This window comes from Parafrankia sp. FMc2 (genome assembly GCF_041008525.1).
GTDB lineage: Bacteria > Actinomycetota > Actinomycetes > Frankiales > Frankiaceae > Parafrankia.
Map to the genome: position 1 here is coordinate 1 of NZ_JBFLUG010000082.1, position 21266 is coordinate 21266.

At 69.3% G+C, this 21266-nt stretch carries 12 protein-coding genes; 5 read left to right on the forward strand and 7 right to left on the reverse strand.

The window, feature by feature from the left end:
• Positions 1 to 334 precede the first annotated feature (334 nt).
• The 3 genes from AB1460_RS23910 to AB1460_RS23920 all read right to left on the reverse strand — a co-directional run bounded on the left by AB1460_RS23910 (position 335) and on the right by AB1460_RS23920 (position 8259).
• Complete coding sequence (locus tag AB1460_RS23910) at positions 335 to 613, reverse strand: hypothetical protein (RefSeq protein ID WP_368964253.1); 279 nt, start codon at positions 611 to 613, stop codon at positions 335 to 337.
• 345 nt (positions 614 to 958) lie between these two features.
• On the reverse strand, positions 959 to 7090 hold the full coding sequence (locus AB1460_RS23915) for an RHS repeat-associated core domain-containing protein (RefSeq protein WP_368964255.1): 6132 nt from the start codon (positions 7088 to 7090) through the stop codon (positions 959 to 961).
• Positions 7091 to 7866: 776 nt separating this feature from the next.
• Complete coding sequence (locus AB1460_RS23920) at positions 7867 to 8259, reverse strand: hypothetical protein (protein ID WP_368964257.1); 393 nt, start codon at positions 8257 to 8259, stop codon at positions 7867 to 7869.
• Between the two features lie 1026 nt (positions 8260 to 9285).
• Here AB1460_RS23920 and AB1460_RS23925 point away from each other — a divergent pair.
• Both AB1460_RS23925 and AB1460_RS23930 read left to right on the forward strand, forming a co-directional pair.
• A complete protein-coding gene (locus AB1460_RS23925; RefSeq protein ID WP_368964258.1) occupies positions 9286 to 10395 on the forward strand; it encodes a hypothetical protein in 1110 nt (369 codons plus the stop codon).
• Positions 10396 to 10701: 306 nt separating this feature from the next.
• Positions 10702 to 12660, forward strand: coding sequence for an Ig-like domain-containing protein (locus tag AB1460_RS23930; RefSeq protein WP_368964260.1), 1959 nt, complete (start codon positions 10702 to 10704; stop codon positions 12658 to 12660).
• 126 nt (positions 12661 to 12786) lie between these two features.
• Here AB1460_RS23930 and AB1460_RS23935 read toward each other — a convergent pair whose 3' ends face one another.
• Positions 12787 to 13812, reverse strand: coding sequence for an NADPH:quinone reductase (locus tag AB1460_RS23935; RefSeq protein WP_368964280.1), 1026 nt, complete (start codon positions 13810 to 13812; stop codon positions 12787 to 12789).
• A gap of 247 nt (positions 13813 to 14059) precedes the next feature.
• Here AB1460_RS23935 and AB1460_RS23940 point away from each other — a divergent pair, with 247 nt between their 5' ends.
• Together AB1460_RS23940 and AB1460_RS23945 are read left to right on the forward strand one after the other, a co-directional pair.
• Positions 14060 to 14560, forward strand: a complete 501-nt coding sequence (locus AB1460_RS23940) for an amidase family protein (RefSeq protein ID WP_368964261.1) — start codon at positions 14060 to 14062, stop codon at positions 14558 to 14560.
• Positions 14557 to 14700: a hypothetical protein gene (locus AB1460_RS23945; RefSeq protein ID WP_368964263.1), complete on the forward strand. Its 144-nt coding sequence runs from the start codon at positions 14557 to 14559 to the stop codon at positions 14698 to 14700. The genes AB1460_RS23940 and AB1460_RS23945 overlap by 4 nt, the downstream gene beginning before the upstream one ends.
• Positions 14701 to 14754: 54 nt before the next feature.
• Here AB1460_RS23945 and AB1460_RS23950 read toward each other — a convergent pair whose 3' ends face one another.
• The 3 genes from AB1460_RS23950 to AB1460_RS23960 all read right to left on the reverse strand — a co-directional run bounded on the left by AB1460_RS23950 (position 14755) and on the right by AB1460_RS23960 (position 19673).
• Positions 14755 to 16482 (reverse strand): GAF domain-containing protein, encoded by a 1728-nt coding sequence (locus AB1460_RS23950; protein WP_368964281.1) that lies wholly within the window; start codon positions 16480 to 16482, stop codon positions 14755 to 14757.
• A 133-nt stretch (positions 16483 to 16615) separates the two neighbouring features.
• Complete coding sequence (locus AB1460_RS23955; protein WP_368964264.1) at positions 16616 to 18142, reverse strand: AAA family ATPase; 1527 nt, start codon at positions 18140 to 18142, stop codon at positions 16616 to 16618.
• Positions 18143 to 18416: 274 nt separating this feature from the next.
• Positions 18417 to 19673, reverse strand: a complete 1257-nt coding sequence (locus AB1460_RS23960) for a cytochrome P450 (protein WP_368964265.1) — start codon at positions 19671 to 19673, stop codon at positions 18417 to 18419.
• A gap of 356 nt (positions 19674 to 20029) precedes the next feature.
• Between AB1460_RS23960 and ligD the strand changes: the two genes are divergently transcribed.
• Positions 20030 to 21091 (forward strand): non-homologous end-joining DNA ligase, encoded by a 1062-nt coding sequence (ligD, locus tag AB1460_RS23965; protein ID WP_368964266.1) that lies wholly within the window; start codon positions 20030 to 20032, stop codon positions 21089 to 21091.
• Positions 21092 to 21266: the final 175 nt, after the last annotated feature.

Genomic DNA, 21266 nt, shown 5'->3' on the forward strand with positions numbered 1-21266 from the left:
ACGGCTGGTCGACCGCGGCGTCCTCACCGAACCCGAACCCGGCCTGTTTATCCTGCCTCGCCCGACTCCACCCACCCCAGAGATCAACCCAAACTGACACCCGACAAACCCGTACAGAACACCCTCTGAGGACGAATCGTCAAGGATGTCCTGAGCCCTCACACCGACAGCCCGCGCCTACGCCACGCAGCTGGCGCGGTCTGGCAGCTGCGGAGCCGGTAGATTGTGCTGACCGGCGACAACCGGTACTGGTCGGAGGGTGGCGGTCGAAACACCGCCGCGACTGCGGTGCGCCGTCTCAAGGGAGGCGGTACGTCAGACCGGAGGATCATGGTCAGTAATCACCCGAGTAGTACAAGACGTCTCGGTAGTCGCTTTTAGCGATCCGGAGGTAGCGCCTGACCTGGTCCAGGTCTCCCTGGCCGAGCTTTATAATCGCGCGGTGCACGCGGTCGGGTTCAGGTTGGCTCGATTCCGCACCGTACTCCCTGAGCAAATCCAATACTGTGGCGACCTCTTTCGCTGCGAAGGTGTCGCGCACAAGCGCGATGGTGTGGGCTGCAATCTCCATCGTCCAAGTGTGAGGGAACCAGGCGGTGTAGTCCACACACATCGCGGAGTGAATCCCCCGCAGGGATGGGCTCCACGGCGTACGTGGTGCGGGATCGTGCGGCAGTGACGACCGGCGCCTTGCTGTCGGACTCGGGTGAGATACCTCTGTCGCGAGTTATCCACTGATCCGGCATCGAGGAATTCTGGCGCGAAACATCAGGTCGACTCTACTGGACAAGGTGTTGGGCCGGGGAGTCGCATCCCGACCCAACACCGAGCCATACGTGTATCTGTCACTGCATGTTTCTTCGGCGGCCGTGTCATCGGTCGGCGCGGTCAGGTCTCCGGCGCGGGTCGACTCATGGCGCAGACGGAAGGGCCGAGAAGGTCTAGTGTCGTCGCTGCGCTAGATCACCTGATGGTATGGGCTGATGGGAGACCAGTAGTCAATTCGAAACTTACTGCCCGACCCGATCCTCCTGTAGATTGTTTGCCAGTACCTTACGCGCCAGTTTGTCCGGAGATGCTCGAGTTCTCTCTGGTAGACCCCGGTCTGTCGGATGCGCGGATCGGATACGGCGCGGATCTCGTCGCGGCGCTTCATGGCGCTATCCAGCCACTTCACATTATAAATCCATGTCCACGCGGTGACGCTGAGAATGTTGAAACCCCTGCAGTTGTTGTTGATTTTGCAGTACGCCTTTATGTCTGCGTACTTGCCGATTACTGTCACTTTGAATCCGTCGAGGTCAAATTTGTTCAATGGGTCCTGGTTTGCGTATTCATAGGGGTTGGCGGAGCCTTCGAAGACAGGATCGGTCTGCAGGAAGCGGCCTGTATACGGATTGTAAAGGCGGACACCCATGAGGGTGAGCCCGGACAGGGTGTCGCGGCTGCGCTGCTTGTCTCCGAGCCAGCCGTAGCGGGGGTAGGCGGTGGCGGTGTTGTAGGGCTGACCGAACTCCTGAGTTTCCTGGTAGGTGGCAGGGGCGGTGACGGTGGTGTTGTCGTCGACGGTCGCGACGATGTCGCGGTGCAGGTTGGCGAGTCGGAGAGTGACGGTGCCGGTGTCGTCCTGGATGGCGGCGAGGCTGCCGCTGATTCCGTGGATGTTTCTGGTCCAGCCGCCGCCGGTCTGGCCGATCCAGGCGGGGCTGTCGCCGGAGGCGCTGGAATAGTGGTTGGTCCAGGTGGTGGTTCCCTGGGTCCAGGTTTGGATACGGTCCGCGGGGTCGAGTGTGTAGGTGCGGGTGGTGGTGCCTTGGGTTTCGGAGGCGACCATGTCGTTGGCGTGGTAGCCGACGGTGAGGGCGGTGCCGCCGGCGTGGGCGGCGGGTACTGCGGTGGTGCGGCCGAAAAGGTCGTAGGTGTAGCCGGTGTCGGTGATGCGGTCGGCCTGGTCGTGGCTGTGAGCGAGGCTGTAGGTGGGTGTGGTGGAGGTGGAGCAGGTGGGGTTGGGAGCGTTGGTGCCGGCGTCGGGGTAGGAGATGTGCTGGGTGCGGTTGTAGTCGGCGTCGTAGACGTAGCGGCGGGAGGTGCAGAGCAGACTGCCGGTGTCGTTGCGAACATCGCGGACGAGGCTGAGGCGGCCGGCTGTGTCGTAGAGGTGTTCGCGGGCGCCGCTGGGGGATTCGAGGACGCGGCCCTGACCGTTGATGTTGTCGATCTGGGTGAAGGTGAGCCAGGTGGAGGCACCCTTGGTGTAGGTCAGGGTTGTCTGGCTGCCCGTGTTGTTGTAACGGCTGGTTGCCACAATCCCGTTGGGGTAGTTCTCGGATTTCAGGGCGCCGTCGCCATTGTATTCGGCGGTGAAGATGGAGGGGGCGCTGCCGGCGCCGACGTCGAGGCTTGTGACGAGGCCGCGGTGTTCGGCGGTGGTGTCGTAGGCGTAGGTGTAGGTGCCTTTGCCGTCGTTGACGGTGACGACTTGGCCGTCGATGTCGTAGGTGGTGGTTGTGGTGTTGCCGTCGGCATCGGTCTGGGAGGCGACCTGGCCCCAGGTGTTGTAGCTGGTGGTCAGGGTGATGCTGTTCGCGGTGGTGGTGATGGGTAGTCCGGTGGTGGTGCTGTAGCCGTAGGTGGCGGTGGGGATGGCGGTGCCGCCGTTGCCGGCCGGGCTGACGGCAAGGGCATCGGAGGTGGGGCGTCCGGCGGTGTCGTAGGTGTGTGTGGTGGTGCGGGTGGTGCTGCCGCCGAAAGTGACAGTTTCGGTTTCGGTGAGGGGCTGGTTGAGATTGTTGTAGGTGTAGGTGGTGACCGGTAGCGGGTTGCCGGAATTGGGTTGGGCGGCGGGTCCGGTGGAGCAGGTCAGGCCGGCCCAGGAGGCGTTGACGCAGCCGCCGGTGCCGGTGGGGGCGAAGTAGGAGAAGACGGTGGTGAAGGCGTCGTTACCGGCGGCGTTGGCTTTGGGCTGGCGTATTTCGAGGGGCTGGCCGGCTGTGTTGTAGTAGGTGGTGCGGACGATGTCGGGGGTTCCCCCGCCGCCCATCCAGGTGGTGGTCGTCGTGGGTTTGCGCAGGGCCCAGCCGGAGGTGGCGGCGTCCGCGCCTGTTTTCGCAGCGTAGCCGTGGAAGGTTTTGCGGGGGTCGGCGTCGGTGCTGCCGGTGTAGGCGGTGGTGGTGATGGTTGTGGGTAGCCGGTAGGGCTCGGTGTCCGGTGGTGCGTTTTCGTCGTAGTCGGTGTGGATGTGCTGGCGGACTGACGAGCGGACGCCGTTGTTGTTGATGTAGCGGTGTTTCGGTCCGTAGACGTCGACGGGGACGACGCGGTCGGCGGAGTAGGTGGTGTCGGTGTCGAGGAGTTCGGCGCGGGTCGCGGAGTCGGTGAGGGCGGCGACGGTGGGGTCGGTGTCCGCGGTGGGGGTGAGGGCCTGGTTGCGGTTCTCCGCGCTCAGGGCGCGGATGACGTTGCCGAAGGTGTCGTGTTCGGCGGTGGTGATTTGCCAGGCGCCGGCGCCGTAGGCAGCGCTGTTGACCAGGCGTCCGTCGGAGTTGAGGTAGCTGATGCCGGCGTAGGGCCAGTCGGCCGCTACGGGCGGGTTGGCGGGGATGCGGCTGGCGGGGAACACGGCGGTGGCCCAGGCCGGCTGGTCCTGTTGGGCCCAGTCGTCGACCCGGCCGGGTGACATGTCGATCGGTGCTGTGGCGCCGGACAGCGGCACGTCGTAGACGATCTTGTTGGTGGCGGTGCCGGCGCCTGCGGGTCGGGGGCGGGTGACGGTGGTGAGGCGTCCGAAGCCGTCGTAGGCGAAGCCCCAGGTTTCCTGGCCGGTGGGGACGAATCCTTGGATACGGCCTTGGGCGTCATACCAGTAGAGGGTGGCGAGGTGGTTGCCGCCAGAGGTGTCGAGGCGGGGGTCCCATTCGGCGCGCAGGTGGCCGGTGGTGTCGTAGCGGTAGCGGGCGACCTCGACGGGGGTGGCGCCGTTGAGGGCCATGGAGATGGAGGAGAGCTGACCGGTGTAGTCACCCCAGTCGGTGGGGCTCCCGCCGGCACCGGTGGCAGTGGTCGTCGTGGCGTAGGTGAGGGTGAGGGCGCGGCAGCCGGCGCCGAGGGTTCCGGAGCAGTCCACGCCGTCGGGGACGGGGGCGAGGATGCGGGTGACGCGGCCCTGGGTGTCGGTGGTGAAGGTGGAGGTGGTACCGGAGCCTGGTTCCTCGACGCGGTCGACGACCCAGACGGTGGCCGCGCCGACTGTCTTGGCATACCAGATGGTCTTCGTGCCGTCGATTCCGATGAGTGTGAACTTGGTTGCGGAGTCCTTGATGAGAGTGGAGCCGTCGGCGGAGGTATCTGCGACGCCGGTGTAGTGGTAGGGGTAACCGCCTGTCCCGCTGCGGGTGTAGACGGCGGGGTCGCCTATGGGCGCGGTGAGGGTGACATACCCCTCGGTCGCTGTGTTGTCGGTGAGTGTCCGCTCCGCCGCGCCGGTGTCGGGGCCAGAGATGTTCGACGTCCATCCCGGTCCGAAGATTCCGCTCGGCGCGGTCGTGGCGGCGGGTGGGGTGAGGGTGGTCAGAGTGCGGCCGGCGGTGAGGGAGCCGGTGTAGGTCGGCATGGAGACGTCGGTGGCGGACAGGGAGTAGTCGCCGGTGAGGAGCGCGACGGAGCCCGGTCCGACCTCGCTGGTGGCGTGGGTGTCGCTGAAGGCGCTGCGGGTGAGCTGGATGGTGGTGGCGTCGGTGCAGGTGACGACCGCGGCTGTGGTGCGGAAGCAGGCCTGGATCTGGATGGGTCCGTCGGCGCCGCCACCAAGGGTGCCGGGGATGTTCCAGATCTGGTTGTCGAACGTACCGGCACCGTTGCGGGGTGCGGGCCAGGTGGGATGGTTGGTCGTGCCCTGGGTGGTGGTTTCGGCGGTGGGGACGTCCGTCCACGCGGTGGAGGGGTTGGTGCCGACCCGGTAGCGGTAGGTCACCGACACCTGGGACGAGGGTGCTTCACCGCGCAGGGTCGCGAACCGTTGGGTGCGGGACTGCTCCTCGGGGGACGCCAGTGCGGCGTTGCCGACGCCGAAGTTGTAGGAGATGATGGGGGAGAGGTTGCCTGCGGTGTCGAGGGTGCGCAGGTAGAAGGTGTGCAGGCCTTCGTCGGTGGTCAGCGAGGCGCTGGTGGTGGCGGTCGTCGAGGTGGTGGGGGAGGGTTCGTCGAGGCCGTAGAGGAAGCCTGCGGTGTCACCGCCGGGTGAGGTCCAGGTGAAGGTGCCTGAGGTGGCACTGGCCCAGCCGCCGGAGGGCCAGGCGGTGGAGGCGAGGGCGGTGGGGGTGGCGGGGGCGGTGGTGTCGATGGTGAACGGGATCCAGGTGGACCAGTTCTGGGAGTAGTCGGTGCCGTCGTAGGCGCGGACCCGCCACTGGTAGCTGGTGTTGTTGGTGAGCAGGCCGGAGGGGACGGTCCAGGTCGCTTCGCTGTTCTGGGCGACGAATCCGGTCGACCCCTGGGTGATTTTGGTGGTGCCGGCGGAGTTCCAGACCTCGAAGTCCAGGCGCAGGGTGCCGCCGTCCGCGTCGGTCGCTGAGCCGGCAAGCCGCGGGGTGGTCGAGTTCGTCAGCACGGTGGGTGGTGTGCCGCCGCACTGCGCTGAACACGGCGCGGTTGAGCGGGCGCCGACGGTGGACGGGTAGGAGTTGTACGTGGTCTCGATCCGCGGCGGGGTGGCGGTGTCACCGGAGGCGAAGAACTTGTACGGCTCCCACAGCACCTCATCGGGGGCCCGCAGTGTGAGGGTTTCCGGGGAGGGCGTGGCGTTGGTGGCCCAGGCCTGTGCCAGGCCGGTGATGTCCAATGACACGTCGGCGGAGCCGCAGAACCCGCCGGCGTTGAAGGTGGTGTCGGACCAGTTGATCCCGTCGGCGGCGGGCTGGGTGTTCCAGGTGGTGCCGGAGGACAGGCCGGCGGCGCCTTGGACGACCATGTGCTGGGGGGTGCAGGTGTAGGAGCCGGCCTGGGTGAGTTTGAGGGCGGCGGCGGTGACGTGTTTGCCGTCGATGGCGGAGGTGTCGAACCGCAGGAACGACCGGTGCACCGACCCGAACGCGTTCCCGACGCGCAGGTATTCGTAGGTGTCGTAGTTCGTGGTCGCCGACGTGCTGACGACGTCGGTGTCGAGGTTGTCGGGCAGGACCGCGGCCGGGTCGATGGTGACCGGGTACTGGCGGTCGTCCGCGGTCAGCCAGGCCTTGTCGGGCCGTAGGGTCAGCGCCGGGGTGGCGGTGGTGGGGCGTTCGAGGGTGGCGTCGACGGTGCGGGTCCGGTCGGGCAGGCCGGTCTTGGGGTCGGTGTGGGCGTCCCACATCAGCGGGGTCGGGGACCGTGCGGCGAGTTTCCCGTCGGCGGACAGCCGCAGCTCACCACCGGGGGTGCGTTCCGCGGTCACCCCCTTGAGCCTCATCGGCAGGCTGAGCGCTGCCTGGGCTGCGGCAGGGGTGTGGGCGACGATCTGCAGGTCGTAGCCGGTCGGGGTGACCTTGACCCGCAGGTCGGTGTCCTTCGCCACCCCCTTGTACAGGGCGACGTTGTCGGTCAGTTCCGGTGCGGGCAGCGTGGTCGGCCAGGCGAATGCGACGTCGCGGTCGCCGTCGGTCAGCGTGGCGACGTCCGCGCCTGGCTTCCCGCCGCCGGCGGACAGGGCGATGGCCGCCTTGATGGCCTTGGGTACGACCTTGCCCTCGACCACGGCGAGGGTGGTGTCGACCGGCTGCCAGCCGCCGTCGCGCTGGACCCGCACCACCCCCGAGGCCGACTCGACGGTGATGGATCCGTTCGGGTTGACCAGCGTGCGGGTCGACTCGGTGGTCAGGGAGGTGACCTCGATGCGGCGCTGTTCCGCACGCGCGGCGAGCTGGGCGGTCACCAGATCGGGGCGTTCGGCCGGTCCGACCGGTGCCTGCGGTGCGTCCCGCACGGTGTCGGCCGGCGCGGCGGACGCCGGCCTCACCGTGGGGAGGAACTGGGTGATGGTGGCCGCCAGCAGCGCGGCCAGCAGAACGGACAGAGAACGGATGATTGACCTGCGACGACGTACGGGGAGCACCCGCATAACGCCAACTCCGATCCACCAGGAAGCCCTTCTCAGGGCGCGCGGATCTGGCGCGGCCACCGCAGGGGAAACAGGGGCCGCGCCAGGTCGTCGAAAAATGGCAGAACCGAAACCCTAAGCGCAAACGAAGATGGATGATCAGTATTCAAGGGTCGCTACACGCTGCTACCGGAGGGCCGATGCCGCGTCGATCTTAACTACTTTTTGTGACGAGCCTCGAGAAGTCATACCGGGACATATCTTCACTGAACCTGCAGGATCCGCCCGATGACGTGGACCTTTCGTAGTGAATCTCGGTACGCTCCGTGGTCGATGTTGAATCGGACACACGCAAGGGTGTTACCTCATGGAAACATTTTCGAGGTAATTCCATAGGTCTGATCGACCTGTGAAGGGGTCGGTCGCGCCGCGCGACTCCGATCCCTTGCCCGCCGTACCCCGATGGTCCCGAACTCGCGCCGTCAGTGAGAGGTATGGCGGAGCGCTACCATGCTGGACCCCGCCCGGCATCGGCTGGCGGTTGCGCAGTGTCACCCATGTCGGCCTGCCGGCCGGCGAACTGTAGCTGCGGGCAGTAGGGACCTTCTTTTGCTGATTGGCTGACGGTCCATTCGGTCCGTGTCATAGTCCTGCTCGGATCTTTGCGGGGCGATCCTTCTTCTTGGCCTGCAGAACGTGCCGCCGCCTTCGCGATCTGCGCAGTGTCGCGCGCCCAAGGAAGAGCCGTGGATGGCGCCGATGCCGTCCATTCGCCTCGACGTCGAGGCGAATCTGGTCTACGACTGCGCGCTCCGCGCGCCGTCGACGGCTGCGCAGCATTCCTCGCCGACAGCGCACAGGAGCAGATCGCCGTGATCCGTCCGACCAGGTACCCGCCGCCGTTCCGAGCCCGCGCGATCGCCTACGTCACTCGCATCAGACACGACCACCGGTCCACCTGGCAGGCCATCAACAAGCGTGTCGCCGCCGTCGACGACGAGGGGCGGGTGGCTGGAGATGCGGACGACGCTGGGCCTTTCCGCGTCCGGCAGGTCCGCCAGCCGACTGCGCACCATCTCGGCGCTGCCGTCGGTGGCGCCGGTGGAGTCTTCGCATCCGGCGACGAGCGCGGTCATCGTGACGGTGACCGTGGGCGCCGGAATCCGCACCGGGGCCAGGCGGACGCCCACCCGGCCGCCGCTCACCCGGAGGAGACCCGGGCGGAGGGCTTGCGGCCGGTCACGCTCAGGGCTTCCACTGGAAGCTTCCGGTGGAAGCTTTGAGCGAGCGCTGCGGAATGTGGATGGACCGTGATCTCACGTCTTCCCCCCGACCATGGGCATGGCCTGACGATCATTAACTAATCAACTGGCTACCAGCGGTGCGTGCCGCGCGTGGGGTGTGGTGCCGCCACGGTTGGAGCGGGGGGACGGCATCGTCGCCGCCCCTCAGGCACGGAAAAGGGGTGCGCGGCTCCCGTATCTGCAGATTCTCGAGGCCATATCGACCCTGATTGGCGGCTTCTGTTGCAATCGGGTCGCTTCGGTAACGGCCCGGTATTCGCGAGGTACGCGGCTTGTAAAACCGGTCGACGCCGACGTCCACCGAAACCTCCGGCAGGCCGTTGTCGCGGATCTGGCCATCTCGTCCGGTCCGTCGCTGGTCCTCCACTGTCGCGGACGGGTGGGCCTGTGGGCGCGTGACCCTCTCGACGATCTGGTCGTGCGGAACGTCTGGCAACGTCTGGCGCGCGGTCGGCCGCTCGCCCACGGCATCGCGATGGGCAGGTCGCAAGCCGTCTGGGCTGCGCGCGGTCTATCTCACAGGCGGGGCCCGGTCGGGTGCGGCCCGCTCGGGCCGCCAACGTCGCCGTGACTCCTGTGGCTGCTGGGTGCGAGGCCGCCGCGGCCTCGACAGCCCCGAGGCAGTGAATGAAACCGTAGATGCGGAGCTATCGGCGAAGAAGTCACGCATCAGCGACACCAGACGTTCTATGATCACTTCCCTGAGGATCCACCTTGCTGCGGGGGTGATGCATGGGAGGCACCTCCCCAGGTCGCCCCTCGGGCGAGCGGCGAGATTCCAGTCCGTCTGGGGTTTGTCCCGACCGCACGGAAAGTTCCTCAGACCCGCACGAAGTTCTCGTGACCGGCCTGCGCCCGCTCGCCAGGTCGCCGTTGACCGGTCGTTCCCTCCGTCCAGCGAGGAAGAAGTTGATGACGAAGAAATCCCTACGGGCTCCCGCGTTCACGGCGCTTGTCCTGGGTACGACCCTGGCCGTCGCACTGCCGGGAACCGCCTATGCGGCAACCACGATCACGGTGCGTACTCCCGGCGCCACCTCGGGGCCGGGGGCTGCCAACTCGGAGAGCGGAAGCACCGCGAACTGTCGCACCGGCGGTGACACCGACGACGTGGTCTCCGGCGTCGGGATCCTCCAGACCGTCGGCACCGGCTCGGCGCAGAGCAATCTGCACGTCAAGGGAATCGTCCCGTTCGACGGAACCGCTGAATACGTGGCCGGCAGCTATTCGCCCGGGGTCGTCGACACCGACGCGACGCAGGCCCGTGCCATCGGTGGCACGGGCAACTCGGGTGGCGGCCTCGATGCCGCCTTCGGCTCCACCCCGTATGCCATGTGTCTGGACCCCGGTGACACGATCACGGGCACCCAGATCGTGATGAACAGCGTGGCGGGGCCGACCACTACGGGCGCAACCGCCCTGGCGGTGGCCACCTGCCCCGAAGGCACGCGGCTGCTGGGCGGCGGGGCGCGAACCCTCCCGGGCACCACCGGGAGCCTCAAGCCCGTCCTCAGTGCCCCCACCTACCTGGACGGCACCGGTGCGGGTACGCACGACAACGGTGCCATCGCCGCCGCTGACGGGGAGACCAATCCGGACTCCTGGGTCGCGGGCGCACTGACCGGCGGAAACCCGAGCGCCCTCGCCACGACCTATGCCTACGCGATCTGCAGCGGGGACGACATCGACGTCAGTGGGGTGACCGTCACCGTGCGATACGGCGAGACCTCCGGCCCGACCAGCGTCGGCGCACCCCAGAAGACAACTGCCGGTTGCGGTGAGGGCGACGGGACGCTGATCAGCGGAGGTGCCGGCATCAGCGGCGGCGCCGTCACGACGTCCGACTTCACCGCACCCGGATCGCAGGGTGATCATCTGAACGGCAGCTACCCCAGTGACGGGAGCGGGAACCCGCTCACCAGCTCACCGGCGAACTGGACGTCCACCACGCACACCGGAGGAGGCGGCTCGACGAGTGCCACCAGATCCCACGCCTGGGCGTTGTGCATGACCGGCAACTGACCGGCTCGCGGCATGGCTGCCACTGACACGGAGTAGTAGTCGGAGTGCGGCCGGCGGGCGGGGCATCCGTGTACTGCTCGTCTGTCGCGCTACCCGGCGTGTTGGATCTGCTGCACAAGGTTCGATCCCTCCGTTTTTCTCCGTGGATGAGGAGAATTTGAACGGAAACCCTCGCATCTGCGTCGACCTGCGCAGTAGAGTCCTGTCGCCCGACACGTGACAGTCCGCAGCCGCAGATGACCTTCCGGTATCGCTGCTCCGTGTCGTCACCTGGGAGAGGCATCAGGCCGGGTACGGATCATCACCGTGCCGGAAACCAACTACATATCTGCATATCTGCGGGGGGACGGCGAGATGCTGTGCAAGGGCGGGGCCGAGGGCCTGGCGTGGCCGAAACGGGCGCCCAGGTCGACACTCGGGGGCGTGGTGGTGGCGATGTCCGCGCTCGCGTTGGTCATGACAACGGTGCCACCCGCCGCCGCGGCGCCGACCCCGGGCGAGCCCGCGGCGGCACAGCCACCGAGGCCGACGATCCGCGTGGCCACCACCAGCCTTCCCGTTCCGGCTGTGTCGTCGGCGTTCGCGACCGCGGTGACCTCGTGTCCGGCGGGCAGCGTCCTGGTCAGCGGTGGGCTGTGGGGCAGCAAGATCGATGCCACTGATCCCGTCCCGCCGATCAACGGGCTGCGCGCGAAGGGGGACTTCCCCAGCGACGCGAGCGGGGCCATGAGCGCGAACGGTGCGCAGAACCCGCAGTACTGGGCAGCCGTGGGCAACTTCGGTGGGCAGGCGGAACAGGGCGACAAGATCACCAGCTTCGCGGTGTGCGCGGAGGGAACGCAGCTCGACCACCGAGTGGTCTCCGTCGCCTCCGTTCCCAACCCGACCACCTTCCAGATGGGCAATGCCCAGGTCACCACCGCGTGTCCGGACGGAACGGTCGTCGTGGGTGGCGGCGCGCACACGCTGCCCCCGGAGGCGCCCAGCCTGAAGGCGGTCGGTAGCTTTCCCAGCGATGCTCAGGGGAACCCGCTCCCAGACGGAGCGGTCAACCCCCGGTACTGGACCGCCATGGGTGTTGCCGGCGGGCGGAACGAGGCGACCGCGCAGACCTTCGCGTACGCCGTGTGCGCCGAGCCCGGTGACATGGAGGTCACGGTGGCTCGGACCGACGGCCTCGGCCCCCAGGAGGGCAGCAACTACGCGATCCGCACCGCGACCTGCCCGACGGATCTCACCCTGCTCGGCGGCGGTCAGCACCTGCAGACCGGTGTGATCGCGGGGCGTGTGGGCGGCGGAGTCCATCTACGCGGTAGCTATCCCAGCGACACTGTGGGTGATCCCGTCGTGAACGGCTCCACCAATCCCTCGTCCTGGAGCGCGATCCTCGCGGCAGGCGGGTCCGGCGGGACGGGCGACCAACCCGCGAGCGCCTTCGCGCTGTGCGCTGACTTCGACCATGACACGTCGACCACGCTGACCGCGAACACGACCAGCCCGCTGTTCGGGCGGCCCGTCGACCTCACCGCCTCGGTGCAGCCCGGCGTGGCGGATGTCGGCGCCCCGAGCGGAACAGTGACGTTCTCCGACGGGACAAGCGCTCTGGCGACCGTCCCGCTGACCGCCGGGCAGGCCAGCTTCAGCACCACCAGGCTGCAGCCCGGCACACACCAGATCACCGCCAGCTACAGCGGTGGCCCCACCTTCAGACCCAGTGCCAGCGCCCCGACCACCATCACCGTCGGATTCAGCCAGCCCTGTGTCACCACCACCCGCAACGGCCCCCTCACCATCGCGGCAGACCAGGCCCTCTGCTTCGGCCCCGGCAGCAGGCAGTCCGGCCCCGTCACCATCAGGCCCGGTGGAGCACTCCACATCACCGGCGCCCAGATCGCGGGGCCGATCTCCAGCAGCGGTGCCGCCGCGTTCACCCTGTGCCAGACCTCGGTCAACGGGCCCGTCACCGTCCAGAACAGCACCGGCTACGTGCTCGTCGGCTCCGACCACCAGCCCTGCCCGGGCAACACCATCGCCGGCCCCCTCAACGTCAGCGGCGGCACCGGAGGCGTCGAGGTCAGCGGCAACACCATCAACGGCCCTGCCACCATCAGGAACAACAGCGGTAGCGGCCTCCTACCCCTTGAAGCCACCCCCGCCGTCACCACCAACCGCGTCGCCGGACCGCTCTCCTGCGACGGCAACACCCCCACCCTCCGCCAGAGCGCCAACACCGCTGCCGGCCCCCGATCCGGACAATGCCGATAGAACCTGCCGCGTCAACAAGACACCCATGAAATTAGGTGGCGGCCGGCTGGCAGGAATAGCCCTGGGTGGACGGAGTGAACGGGCTGTTCTTCGCCGGGACCGCGACTTTGTTCGAGATCTGCCGGGTTACGGGTTACGGGTGACGTCGACGAGGACCTTTCCGACGACGCCTGCCTCGACTGCGTCGTGCGCCGCGGCTGTCTGGTCCAGTCGGAACCGGTGCAGGGGGAGGCCGGCGTCCGTACCGACGCGCAGGGCGCCGGCTGCGGCCGCCGCCGTGATGTCCGTGACCGCCTGGAGTTTGGCCGTGTCCGGCATCGTGTAGACGAGGATGAACTGCAGGCAGGCGTTCGCCGCCATGAGCGGACGAACCGGGACGGTGAGCTGCTCGTCGCCCGTGCGGGCGTAGATCGCCACGACTCCGTTCGGGGCCAGGACCTGCTGGTTGAGCTCGGCGTTCGCGGCGGGGTTCACCTCGACGACAAGGTGGACGCCGTCAGGCGCGGCCTTGCCGATCGCTGCTGCCACGGCGGGTTCGCGGTAGTTGACCACATGGTGGGCGCCTGCGGCGGCGGCCAGCGCCGCCTTCTCGGGGGAGCTGACGGTGCTCACGACGTTCGCTCCGGACCAGCGGGCAAGCTCGATCGCCGCGTGTCCGACCGCGCCCGCGCCACCCGCGACCAGTACGGTCCGGCCGGCCAGCGCTGATGGTCCGAGCGCGGCCGGGCCCTGCGGGTGGACGGTGAGGGCCCGGTGCGCGGTCATCGCCGGGATGCCCAGGCTGGCTCCGAGATCGAAGGACGCGCCGGCGGGAAGCGGGACCGCCTGGCGGGCGGGCAGGACGACCTCCTCCTGCGCGGTGCCGTCGGGCCGTTGCCACGCCGCCTCCCAGATCCACACGCGTTCCCCGACCCGGGCGGGATCGACTCCGGCACCGACAGCGTCCACGACACCGGCGCCGTCCTGGTTCGGGACCAGGCCGCTCGGGGAGACCGGTCCGTTCCCGCTGTGGCGGGTCTTCCAGTCGGTCGGATTCACTCCCGACACCGCGACCCGTACCCGGACCTGGCCAGGCCCCGGATCCGTACGGGAACGCTCCACCAGCTGGAGCACCTCCGAACCACCGTTGCGTGCGTACACGATCGCCCTCATGGATCTCGCCCTTTCTCCGCCGCTCACGACATCGAGGCCGAGCAGATCCTGCACACTGCCCGTGGCGAGCCGCCCAACCTCGGCGAGCACGGCATGCAGTTGGCGCCGCACCGGCCGCGCGGCCGGCCCCCCGAGCGCCTCGGTGAGACAGCACAGCATCTCGGGTAGCTGGCAGGTCATCGGCGGGCCGGTCCACCCTGACACGGGGGCCTGCGGCAGCCTACCGAAAGGCGTTCATGCCCTTGCCGTGACAGGAGTACAGCTGGAGCTCCACGAGTACGCCCGCCTGGACGCGGTCGGACTGAGCGTGCTGGTCCGCGGCGGCGAGCTGCGGCCGGAGAATGTGGAGGAGCTGGCCCGGCGTGCGATCGAGCAGGTCGCCCCGGATCTCAACGCGCTCACCGGCCCGCTGTTCGACCAGCCGCTGGCGAGCGACCTGGGCGGTCCGCTCGCCGGGGTGCCTTTTCTGATCAAGGACAGTGGGCCGTTCGCCCGCGGCGTGGCGTTCACGCTGGGCAGTCGCGCCATCCGTGGGGCTGTTGCCGGCCACGACCACGACATGATGGCCCGGTTCCGCGCCGCGGGCCTGATGGCACCTGGCCAGACCACCACCCCGGACGTCCTCGAGGCGGCCCCGTCACTCGACGCGGAGAAGCAGCGCCCTGGACCTCCTCGCCGCCGTCGACGCCCAGCATCGGGTGACCCCGGACGATCGGCCGGTTCTTCCTCGACCACGACCTGCTGGTGACTCCGACGCTGGCCCGGCTGCCCGAGCCGCCCGGCTCCCTCGACTATGACGACCGCACGCACACCGTGCGGTCCTGGCTGGGCCGCGTCTACGAGTACGGGCCGTTCACCGCCGCGTTCAACATCTCCGGTAACCCCTGACCGGGTGCGGGCCCGGTGCGGCCCGGTCCAGGAGCGCTCCGGGCGCGCCCGCCGCTACAGGGGCGCGGACCAGTGCAGGTGCGTCCCGCCGCCAGGTGGGGTGGAGATGGTGTAGCTGCCGCCGACGATCTCGGCGCGGGTACGCAGGTTGTCGAGCCCGCTGCGGCGGGTCGAGTCCCCGATGCCGACGCCGTCGTCGACCGCGTCGAGGGTGACCGCGTCGCCGTCGACGGCGAGCCGCAGCTCCGCGGTGCCGGCCCGGGCGTGGCGGGCGGTGTTGGTGAGGGCCTCGCGGGCGACCGCGAGGAGATGGTCGGCGAGACGGTCGTCCACGACGGAGTCGAGCGGGCCGCTCAGCGTGATCGTCGGCGCGAAGCCGAGTGCGGGCCGGATGTCCTCGGAGATCTCCTCCAGCGCCGTGCGCAGCCGTGCGGCGCGCGTCGGGTGGGCGCTGCGCAGCTCGAAGATGGTACGGCGGATGTCCTTGATGGTGGCGTCGATGTCCTCGATGTAGCTGGTGATGCGGTCGCTGTTGGACGGGTTCTCGTACTGCGCCAGGTCCTGCATGCCGAGCGCGACGGCGAACAGCCGCTGGATGACGTGGTCGTGCAGGTCCCGGGCGATCCGCCCGCGGTCGGCGAGGACGAGCAGGCGCTCCTGGTCCGCCTTGGCGTGGGCGAGCTCCAGGGCGATGGCGATGTGGCCGGCGAAGCTGGTGGCCAGGGTCAGGTCGGTGTCGGTGAACGCTGGCGAGCCGTGGTCGCGCCCGACGAGCAGCGCCCCGTCGCACTGGTCGATGCCGGCGACGAGCGGGACGACCATGAGCGGCCCGGTGTGCTCGGTGCGTTCGTCGGGCAGGGCGTCGAGCTGGGCGTTGTCGACCCGCAGCGCCTGGCGTTCGGTGAGCACGCGGCCCGTGAGCGTGTGCTCCAGCGGGATCCGCCGCCCCGCCCGGCTCACAGCCTCCTCGCCGCTCTGGTCCGACCCGTCCTGCGCCGGCCTCCGGCCGGTGGGCGGCGCGGTCACGGCGATGGCGATCCGGGCCTGGTCGCCCGCGGGCTCCTCCGCGCGCAGCGCGAGGGCGACGAACGTGGCGTCGGCGATCTCGAGCACGCGCTGTGCCAGCCGCTGGAGCGCGTCGGGGTCCCCGGCCATGAACAGCCGGGTGATCTCGGCGGAGGCCGTCATCCACAGGTGCCGTTGCTGGGACTCGTGGTACAGCCGCGCGTTCTCGATGGCGACCCCGGCGTTCGCGGCCAGGGCCAGGGCCAGCTCCTCGTCCTCGGCGGTGAACGGCGCGCCGTCGTGCTTGTCGGTCAGGTAGAGGTTGCCGAACACCTCGGCCCGCACCATGATCGGTACGCCGAGGAACGTGCGCATCGGCGGATGCCCCGGCGGGAACCCGTAGGCGCTCGGGTCCTCGGCGATGTCATCGACGCGGCGCGGGCGCTGGTCGTCGATCAACAGGCCGAGGATGCCCTGGCCGGTCGGCAGGTACCTGATCCGCGCGACATCGGCGTCGGACATCCCGACGTGGACGAACTCCTCCAGCGTCCGGTCGGGGGCGACCACGCCGAGCGCGCCGTAGCGCGCGCCGAGCAGGTCGGTCGCGGCCTCGACGATGTGCCGGAGCAGCACGGGGAGCCGCAGGTCCGTGGCGATGATCCGGTTGGCCTGCAGCAGGCCGCGCAGGCGACTCTGGGTCGCCAGGACGTCCTGTGCGCGCTCGACGAGCTGGGTCAGCAGGTCGTCGAGCTCCAACCGGGCCACGGTGGGGAACATCAGCCCGTCGCCGGGGGGCGTGGGTATGGCGGCCCGCGCCGTGGACGCGGCCGTGAGTGGGCCCGGGACCGGGTGGGCGGCCGGTGCGGCGGCAGGGTGGGTGGCCTCCGGCGCCGGCCGCGCGGCCGGCGGTTCACCGTGCCGCCCGCCGTGCCGCCCGGTGGATGTCGGTCGGCGTGGGTCCGTGTTCAAGGGTCTTCGCCTCCGGCCACGGGTCGGTGTGGAAAGGGTGTTCGGGCCCGGTCGGCGTCGACCAGGCGACGGGGGAGCCGGCGTCGCTCTCGGCGCGGACGAGGCTCCCCGCCGCCGGCCCCGGGGGCGCGCAGCGAAGCTGGACGAGATCGGTGAAGGTCGCACGGGCGAGGGCAGCAGCCTCCTGCCGGTCCTGGCGCCGCGTCCAGGAGGCGTCGATGACGACGGTCTCGCCGCGCTCGACGGCGGTTCTGGCCCGGCGCAGCAACTCGTCCCGCACCGCTCCGGCCACGTCCGCCCGCCCGTCGAGCCGCCCGTCGACCCGCCCGTCCGGATGACCGTCCGGGTGGCCGTCGCCTCGGGGCAGGTGGCCCAGCTCGCGTTCGACGGAGCTGGCGCGCAGCAGCGTCCAGCCCTCGCTTTCGGCGAGCCGGCCGGCGACCGCGGAGCGCCCCGTCTCCGGGCCGCCGCCGACGAGGACGAGCCGGGTCCGGCCGCGCCGCAGGCTGGCGAGCGCGAGCGAGGCGAGAGCCCGGGCCTCGGCGGCGGCCGCGGCCCAGCCCTGCGCGTACTGGGTGCAGGCGATCCGGCACATCGTGAAGGCCCGGTAGGCGATGTAGAGGTTCTCCAGGGAGAGCGGGTGCGTCACGGCCGTGTACGCCCGGTACTGGTCGAGCAGGAAACGGCTGAGGTCCGGGCGGCCGAGGCGCTCCAGGTCCATGGCGAGGAAGGCGATGTCGGACAGGACGTCGCCGACCCGCATCCGCTGGTCGTACTCCAGGCAGTCCAGGATGCGCGGGCCGTCGTCGAGGCAGTAGATGTCGTCGGCCAGCAGATCGCCGTGGCCGTCGCGGATACGTCCGTCACGTTGCCTCTCGTGCAGCAGGGGACCGCGGCCATCGAGGTAGCGGTGGGCGAGGTGGCGGATGGCGTCGATGGTGTTCGTGTCGAGCACCGGCCCGAGGAACGGCTCGATGCTGTCGAGGACCTCCGCCCACAGCCAGCGCAGGTTCGCCGGGGAGCCCGCCTCGGTGATCCGCTCCGAGGTGGCGCAGCGGGCGTGGAAGTCGGCCAGCAGCCGGGCGACGGCACGCAGCGGGCCGGTCACGTCGCTGCCGGCGGCGAGGAGTGACGACAACCGGCGGTCGGCCGGAAGGCGCCGCATCACGACCATGTGGTCGAGCAGCGCCCCGTCCGGGCCCTGGATGTCGGCGACGCCCAGGTAGACGTCCGGGGCGAGGCGCCGGTTGAGGTTGACTTCGGCCTGGCAGGCGGCGAGACGTGCCTCACGGGTACGGAAATCCAGGAACCCGAGGTCGGCGGTCTTCTTTATCTTGTAGACCCGGTCGCCGAGGAACACGAGCACGGACGTCAGCGTCTCGGAGAGCGCGGCGGGCAGGCCCGGCATGGCGCCGAGACCTGGCCCGGTGCCTGCGGGGACCGTGATGCCGGTCGTCGCCATACGCATGGAATGAGACTGCCGGTCAACCCCCGGAGATCACAGCGTGCGTCAGTCGGGCTACCGGCGTCCGAAAGTCGCACCCTCAGGGGCGGAAGGTCACCCGGGCGGGCGGCGGCCGCGTTCGGTGTGATGCGCCTGACGCCACCCCGCCAGCCCAGGTCAGCGCGCTGGACGAGCCGGGGACACGCCTTCGCTCGATCGCCGGCCGGGAATCCGTGCCCCGGCCGGCGGCCTGCGGCTCGGGTCTTTGGTCCCGAATGCGTCATCGCCGCCGCGGGGGCTACCCCGACAGTCCGAGCGGCAGATGGCTCATCGCCCGCACCCAGGCGCTGGTCCGGTAGGAGGGCTCGTCGAGCAGGGTGATCCGCTCGGCCCGGGCGAGCAGGGCACGGAACGCAATCACCCCCTCCGCGCGGGCCAGCGGGGCACCGAGGCAGTAATGCACACCCAGGCCCAGCCCGAGATGGCGGGGGACGTCCGCGGAATCCGCGTACCGCGCGACATCGAACCGGTCGGGTTCACGGTAGGCGTCGGGATCGCGGTTCGCCGCCGCGAGGAGCAGCACCACGCCATCTCCCCGCCTGAACGACCGCCCGTTCACCTCGGTGTCCCGAAGCGCCGTGCGCACGGTGAAGGGAAACGTCGGGTCATACCGGAGCATTTCCTCTACCGCGGCCGGGACGAGATCGGGGTCCGCGCGTAGCCTGGCCATCTGGTCCGGATTCCGCAGAAGCGCGACCGTGCCGCTGCCGATCAGGTTCACAGTTGTTTCGAAACCGGCCACGAGCAGCAGGACGCACAGGTCGAGTATTTCCTGCTCGGGGAGATCGTCGCTGTCCTGCGCGGCGGCGACGAGCTGGCTCAGCAGGTCGTGGCGTGGTCTCGCCCGGACCTCGGCGATCAGTTCCCGGAAATAGTCGTGGATGGCGTTCGTGGCCTCCGTGCGGGCACGCAGGTCCTCCGGCGTCAGCGTCATGTCGGGTGCCAGGCCGCGCACCATCGGGACGATCCACTCGCCGAAGACCGGCTCGTCCTGCGCCGGGACACCCAGCAGGCGGCAGATGACGAACAGCGGCAGCGGGCGGGCGAAGGCCTCGATCAGGTCGACCTCGCCGGCCGCGAGAGCGGCGTCGAGCAGCGTGTCGACGAGAGAGGTGATCTCCTCGGTCAGGGTCGCGACGACGCCCGGGGTGAACGCCCGGCTCACCAGGCCACGCAGGCGGGTGTGCTCCGGCGGGTCCTTCCGCAGCAGCGACTTCAGCCCGCTGTCCGTCGAGCCGGGCGTGCGGTGCGCGCCCGCATGGATACCGGCCGAATAGCCGTTGCCGAAAGAGGGGCTCTGAAAGGCGGCGGAACAGTCGGCATAGCCGGTGACCATGGTGGTGACCCAGCCCCCGACGTCACACCGGATGAATGCTCCGCCCTCCTGTATCGACCGGTAGGTGGGGTACGGATCGGGACGGCTCACGGCATCGAGAGCCGTCAGTATCGCCGGCAGCTGCCCGGCTTTCTGCGCTGGCGTCGCCGCAGTCTCCATCGCGAACTCCTCCGGGCAGTGGGTCAACCGGTCCGGCGGGGGTGGATGGCTCCCGTCGCCTTTCCCGGCGCGCGGCTGAGACCTCGCGCGGTGCGTTCGCCCCATCTTCGAAAATGATCGACCGAAACGTCAACCGCCATTTCTGTCTTCTATCGGGTGATAAGTGTCGGCGATTTCCCGTGCTCCCGTGGCTCCCGTTACCCCCGTGGCATCGGTCGGCCATCGGTGATCGTTGTCGGGAACGACATGATCTCCGCCGGAGCCGAGTGATCCTTCACGGTTGTGGCCGAGAACCCGGGAAGGAGGGTCCGGCGCGGGTCTTCGTGCCCTGACAAGGGCCGCGTTACCGTCACACGATGGCGGTGTCACGGCATGGCGAGCCCCTCGAGCTGGACGTCGGCGAGCGGGTGGTGCGGGTCAGCAACCCCGAGCGGGTCTACTTTCCCGAAGCGGGCGTCACCAAGATCGACCTCGTCCGCTATTACATCGCGGTCGCCGACGGCGCGGTCCGCGCCCTGCGGCAGCGACCGACCACCCTGGAACGCTGGCCCAACGGCGTGGTCGAGGGAGCCCAACTGACCCAGCGCGACGGGACCCCGGGTGACGCCTTCTACCAGAAGCGGGTGCCCAGGAACGCTCCGGACTATGTGCGGACAACACGGATCACCTTCCCCAGCGGCCGGACCGCGGACGAGGTCTGCGTGACCGAGGCGGCGGTCGTCGCCTGGGCCGTGAACCTCGGCACGATCACGTTCCATCCCTGGCCGGTACGCGGCTCCGATGTCGACCACCCCGACGAGCTTCGGATCGACCTCGACCCCCAGCCGGGAACCGGCTTCGCCGAGGCGGTGGCCGTCGCCGGCGAGGCCCGCGTGCTGCTCGGCGAGCTGGGCTGGATCGGCTGGCCGAAGACGAGCGGCGGCCGCGGCCTGCACATCTACGTACGCATCGAGCCGCGGTGGACGTTCACGCAGGTCCGCCACGCCGCCATCGCGTTCGCCCGTGAGCTGGAGCGGCGCCGCCCCGACCTGGTGACAACCAGTTGGTGGAAGGAGGAACGCGGCGTCAAGGTGTTCGTCGACTACAACCAGAACGCGCGGGACCGCACCATCGCCTCGGCGTACTCGGCGCGGCCGCGGTCCTGGGCGCCGGTCTCCACCCCGGTTCACTGGGATGAGCTCCCCGACGTCGAGCCCCGCGATTTCACCGTCCGCTCCGTGCCGGAGCGTTTCGAGCGCCTCGGCGACCTGTGGGCCGGCATCGACGACACCCACCATGATCTCAGTCCGCTGCTGCAGTGGTGGGAGCGGGACGTCGCCGAGCACGGTCTGGCCGACCTGCCCTACCCGCCCGACCATCCGAAGATGGCCGGCGAGCCGCGCCGGGTACAGCCCAGCCGTGCGAAGAAGACCACCTGAAGCCCACCGAACGTCTCGCGATGTGCCCATAACCGCCTGGCCGTCGGCTGGTCGCGTACGCTGATCCACATACCCGAGGTCCCGTTCCGGTTGCCGTCGGTCAGGGGGGAGTCGGCGCGGTGTGGATTGTTCTCCTGGACCATTCGGCGTCCATGTCGCGGCCGTTCGGCAGCGA

What these genes read in the sequence shown, in the direction of transcription:
- AB1460_RS23955 (WP_368964264.1), bottom strand. Translation starts at nt 18,142, where the DNA reads ATGCGTATGGCGACGACCGGCATCACGGTCCCCGCAGGCACCGGGCCA.
- AB1460_RS23925 (WP_368964258.1), top strand. Translation starts at nt 9,286, where the DNA reads ATGACGAAGAAATCCCTACGGGCTCCCGCGTTCACGGCGCTTGTCCTG.
- AB1460_RS23960 (WP_368964265.1), bottom strand. Translation starts at nt 19,673, where the DNA reads ATGGAGACTGCGGCGACGCCAGCGCAGAAAGCCGGGCAGCTGCCGGCG.
- AB1460_RS23915 (WP_368964255.1), bottom strand. Translation starts at nt 7,090, where the DNA reads ATGCGGGTGCTCCCCGTACGTCGTCGCAGGTCAATCATCCGTTCTCTG.
- AB1460_RS23910 (WP_368964253.1), bottom strand. Translation starts at nt 613, where the DNA reads ATGTGTGTGGACTACACCGCCTGGTTCCCTCACACTTGGACGATGGAG.
- AB1460_RS23935 (WP_368964280.1), bottom strand. Translation starts at nt 13,812, where the DNA reads ATGAGGGCGATCGTGTACGCACGCAACGGTGGTTCGGAGGTGCTCCAG.
- AB1460_RS23950 (WP_368964281.1), bottom strand. Translation starts at nt 16,482, where the DNA reads ATGTTCCCCACCGTGGCCCGGTTGGAGCTCGACGACCTGCTGACCCAG.
- ligD (WP_368964266.1), top strand. Translation starts at nt 20,030, where the DNA reads ATGGCGGTGTCACGGCATGGCGAGCCCCTCGAGCTGGACGTCGGCGAG.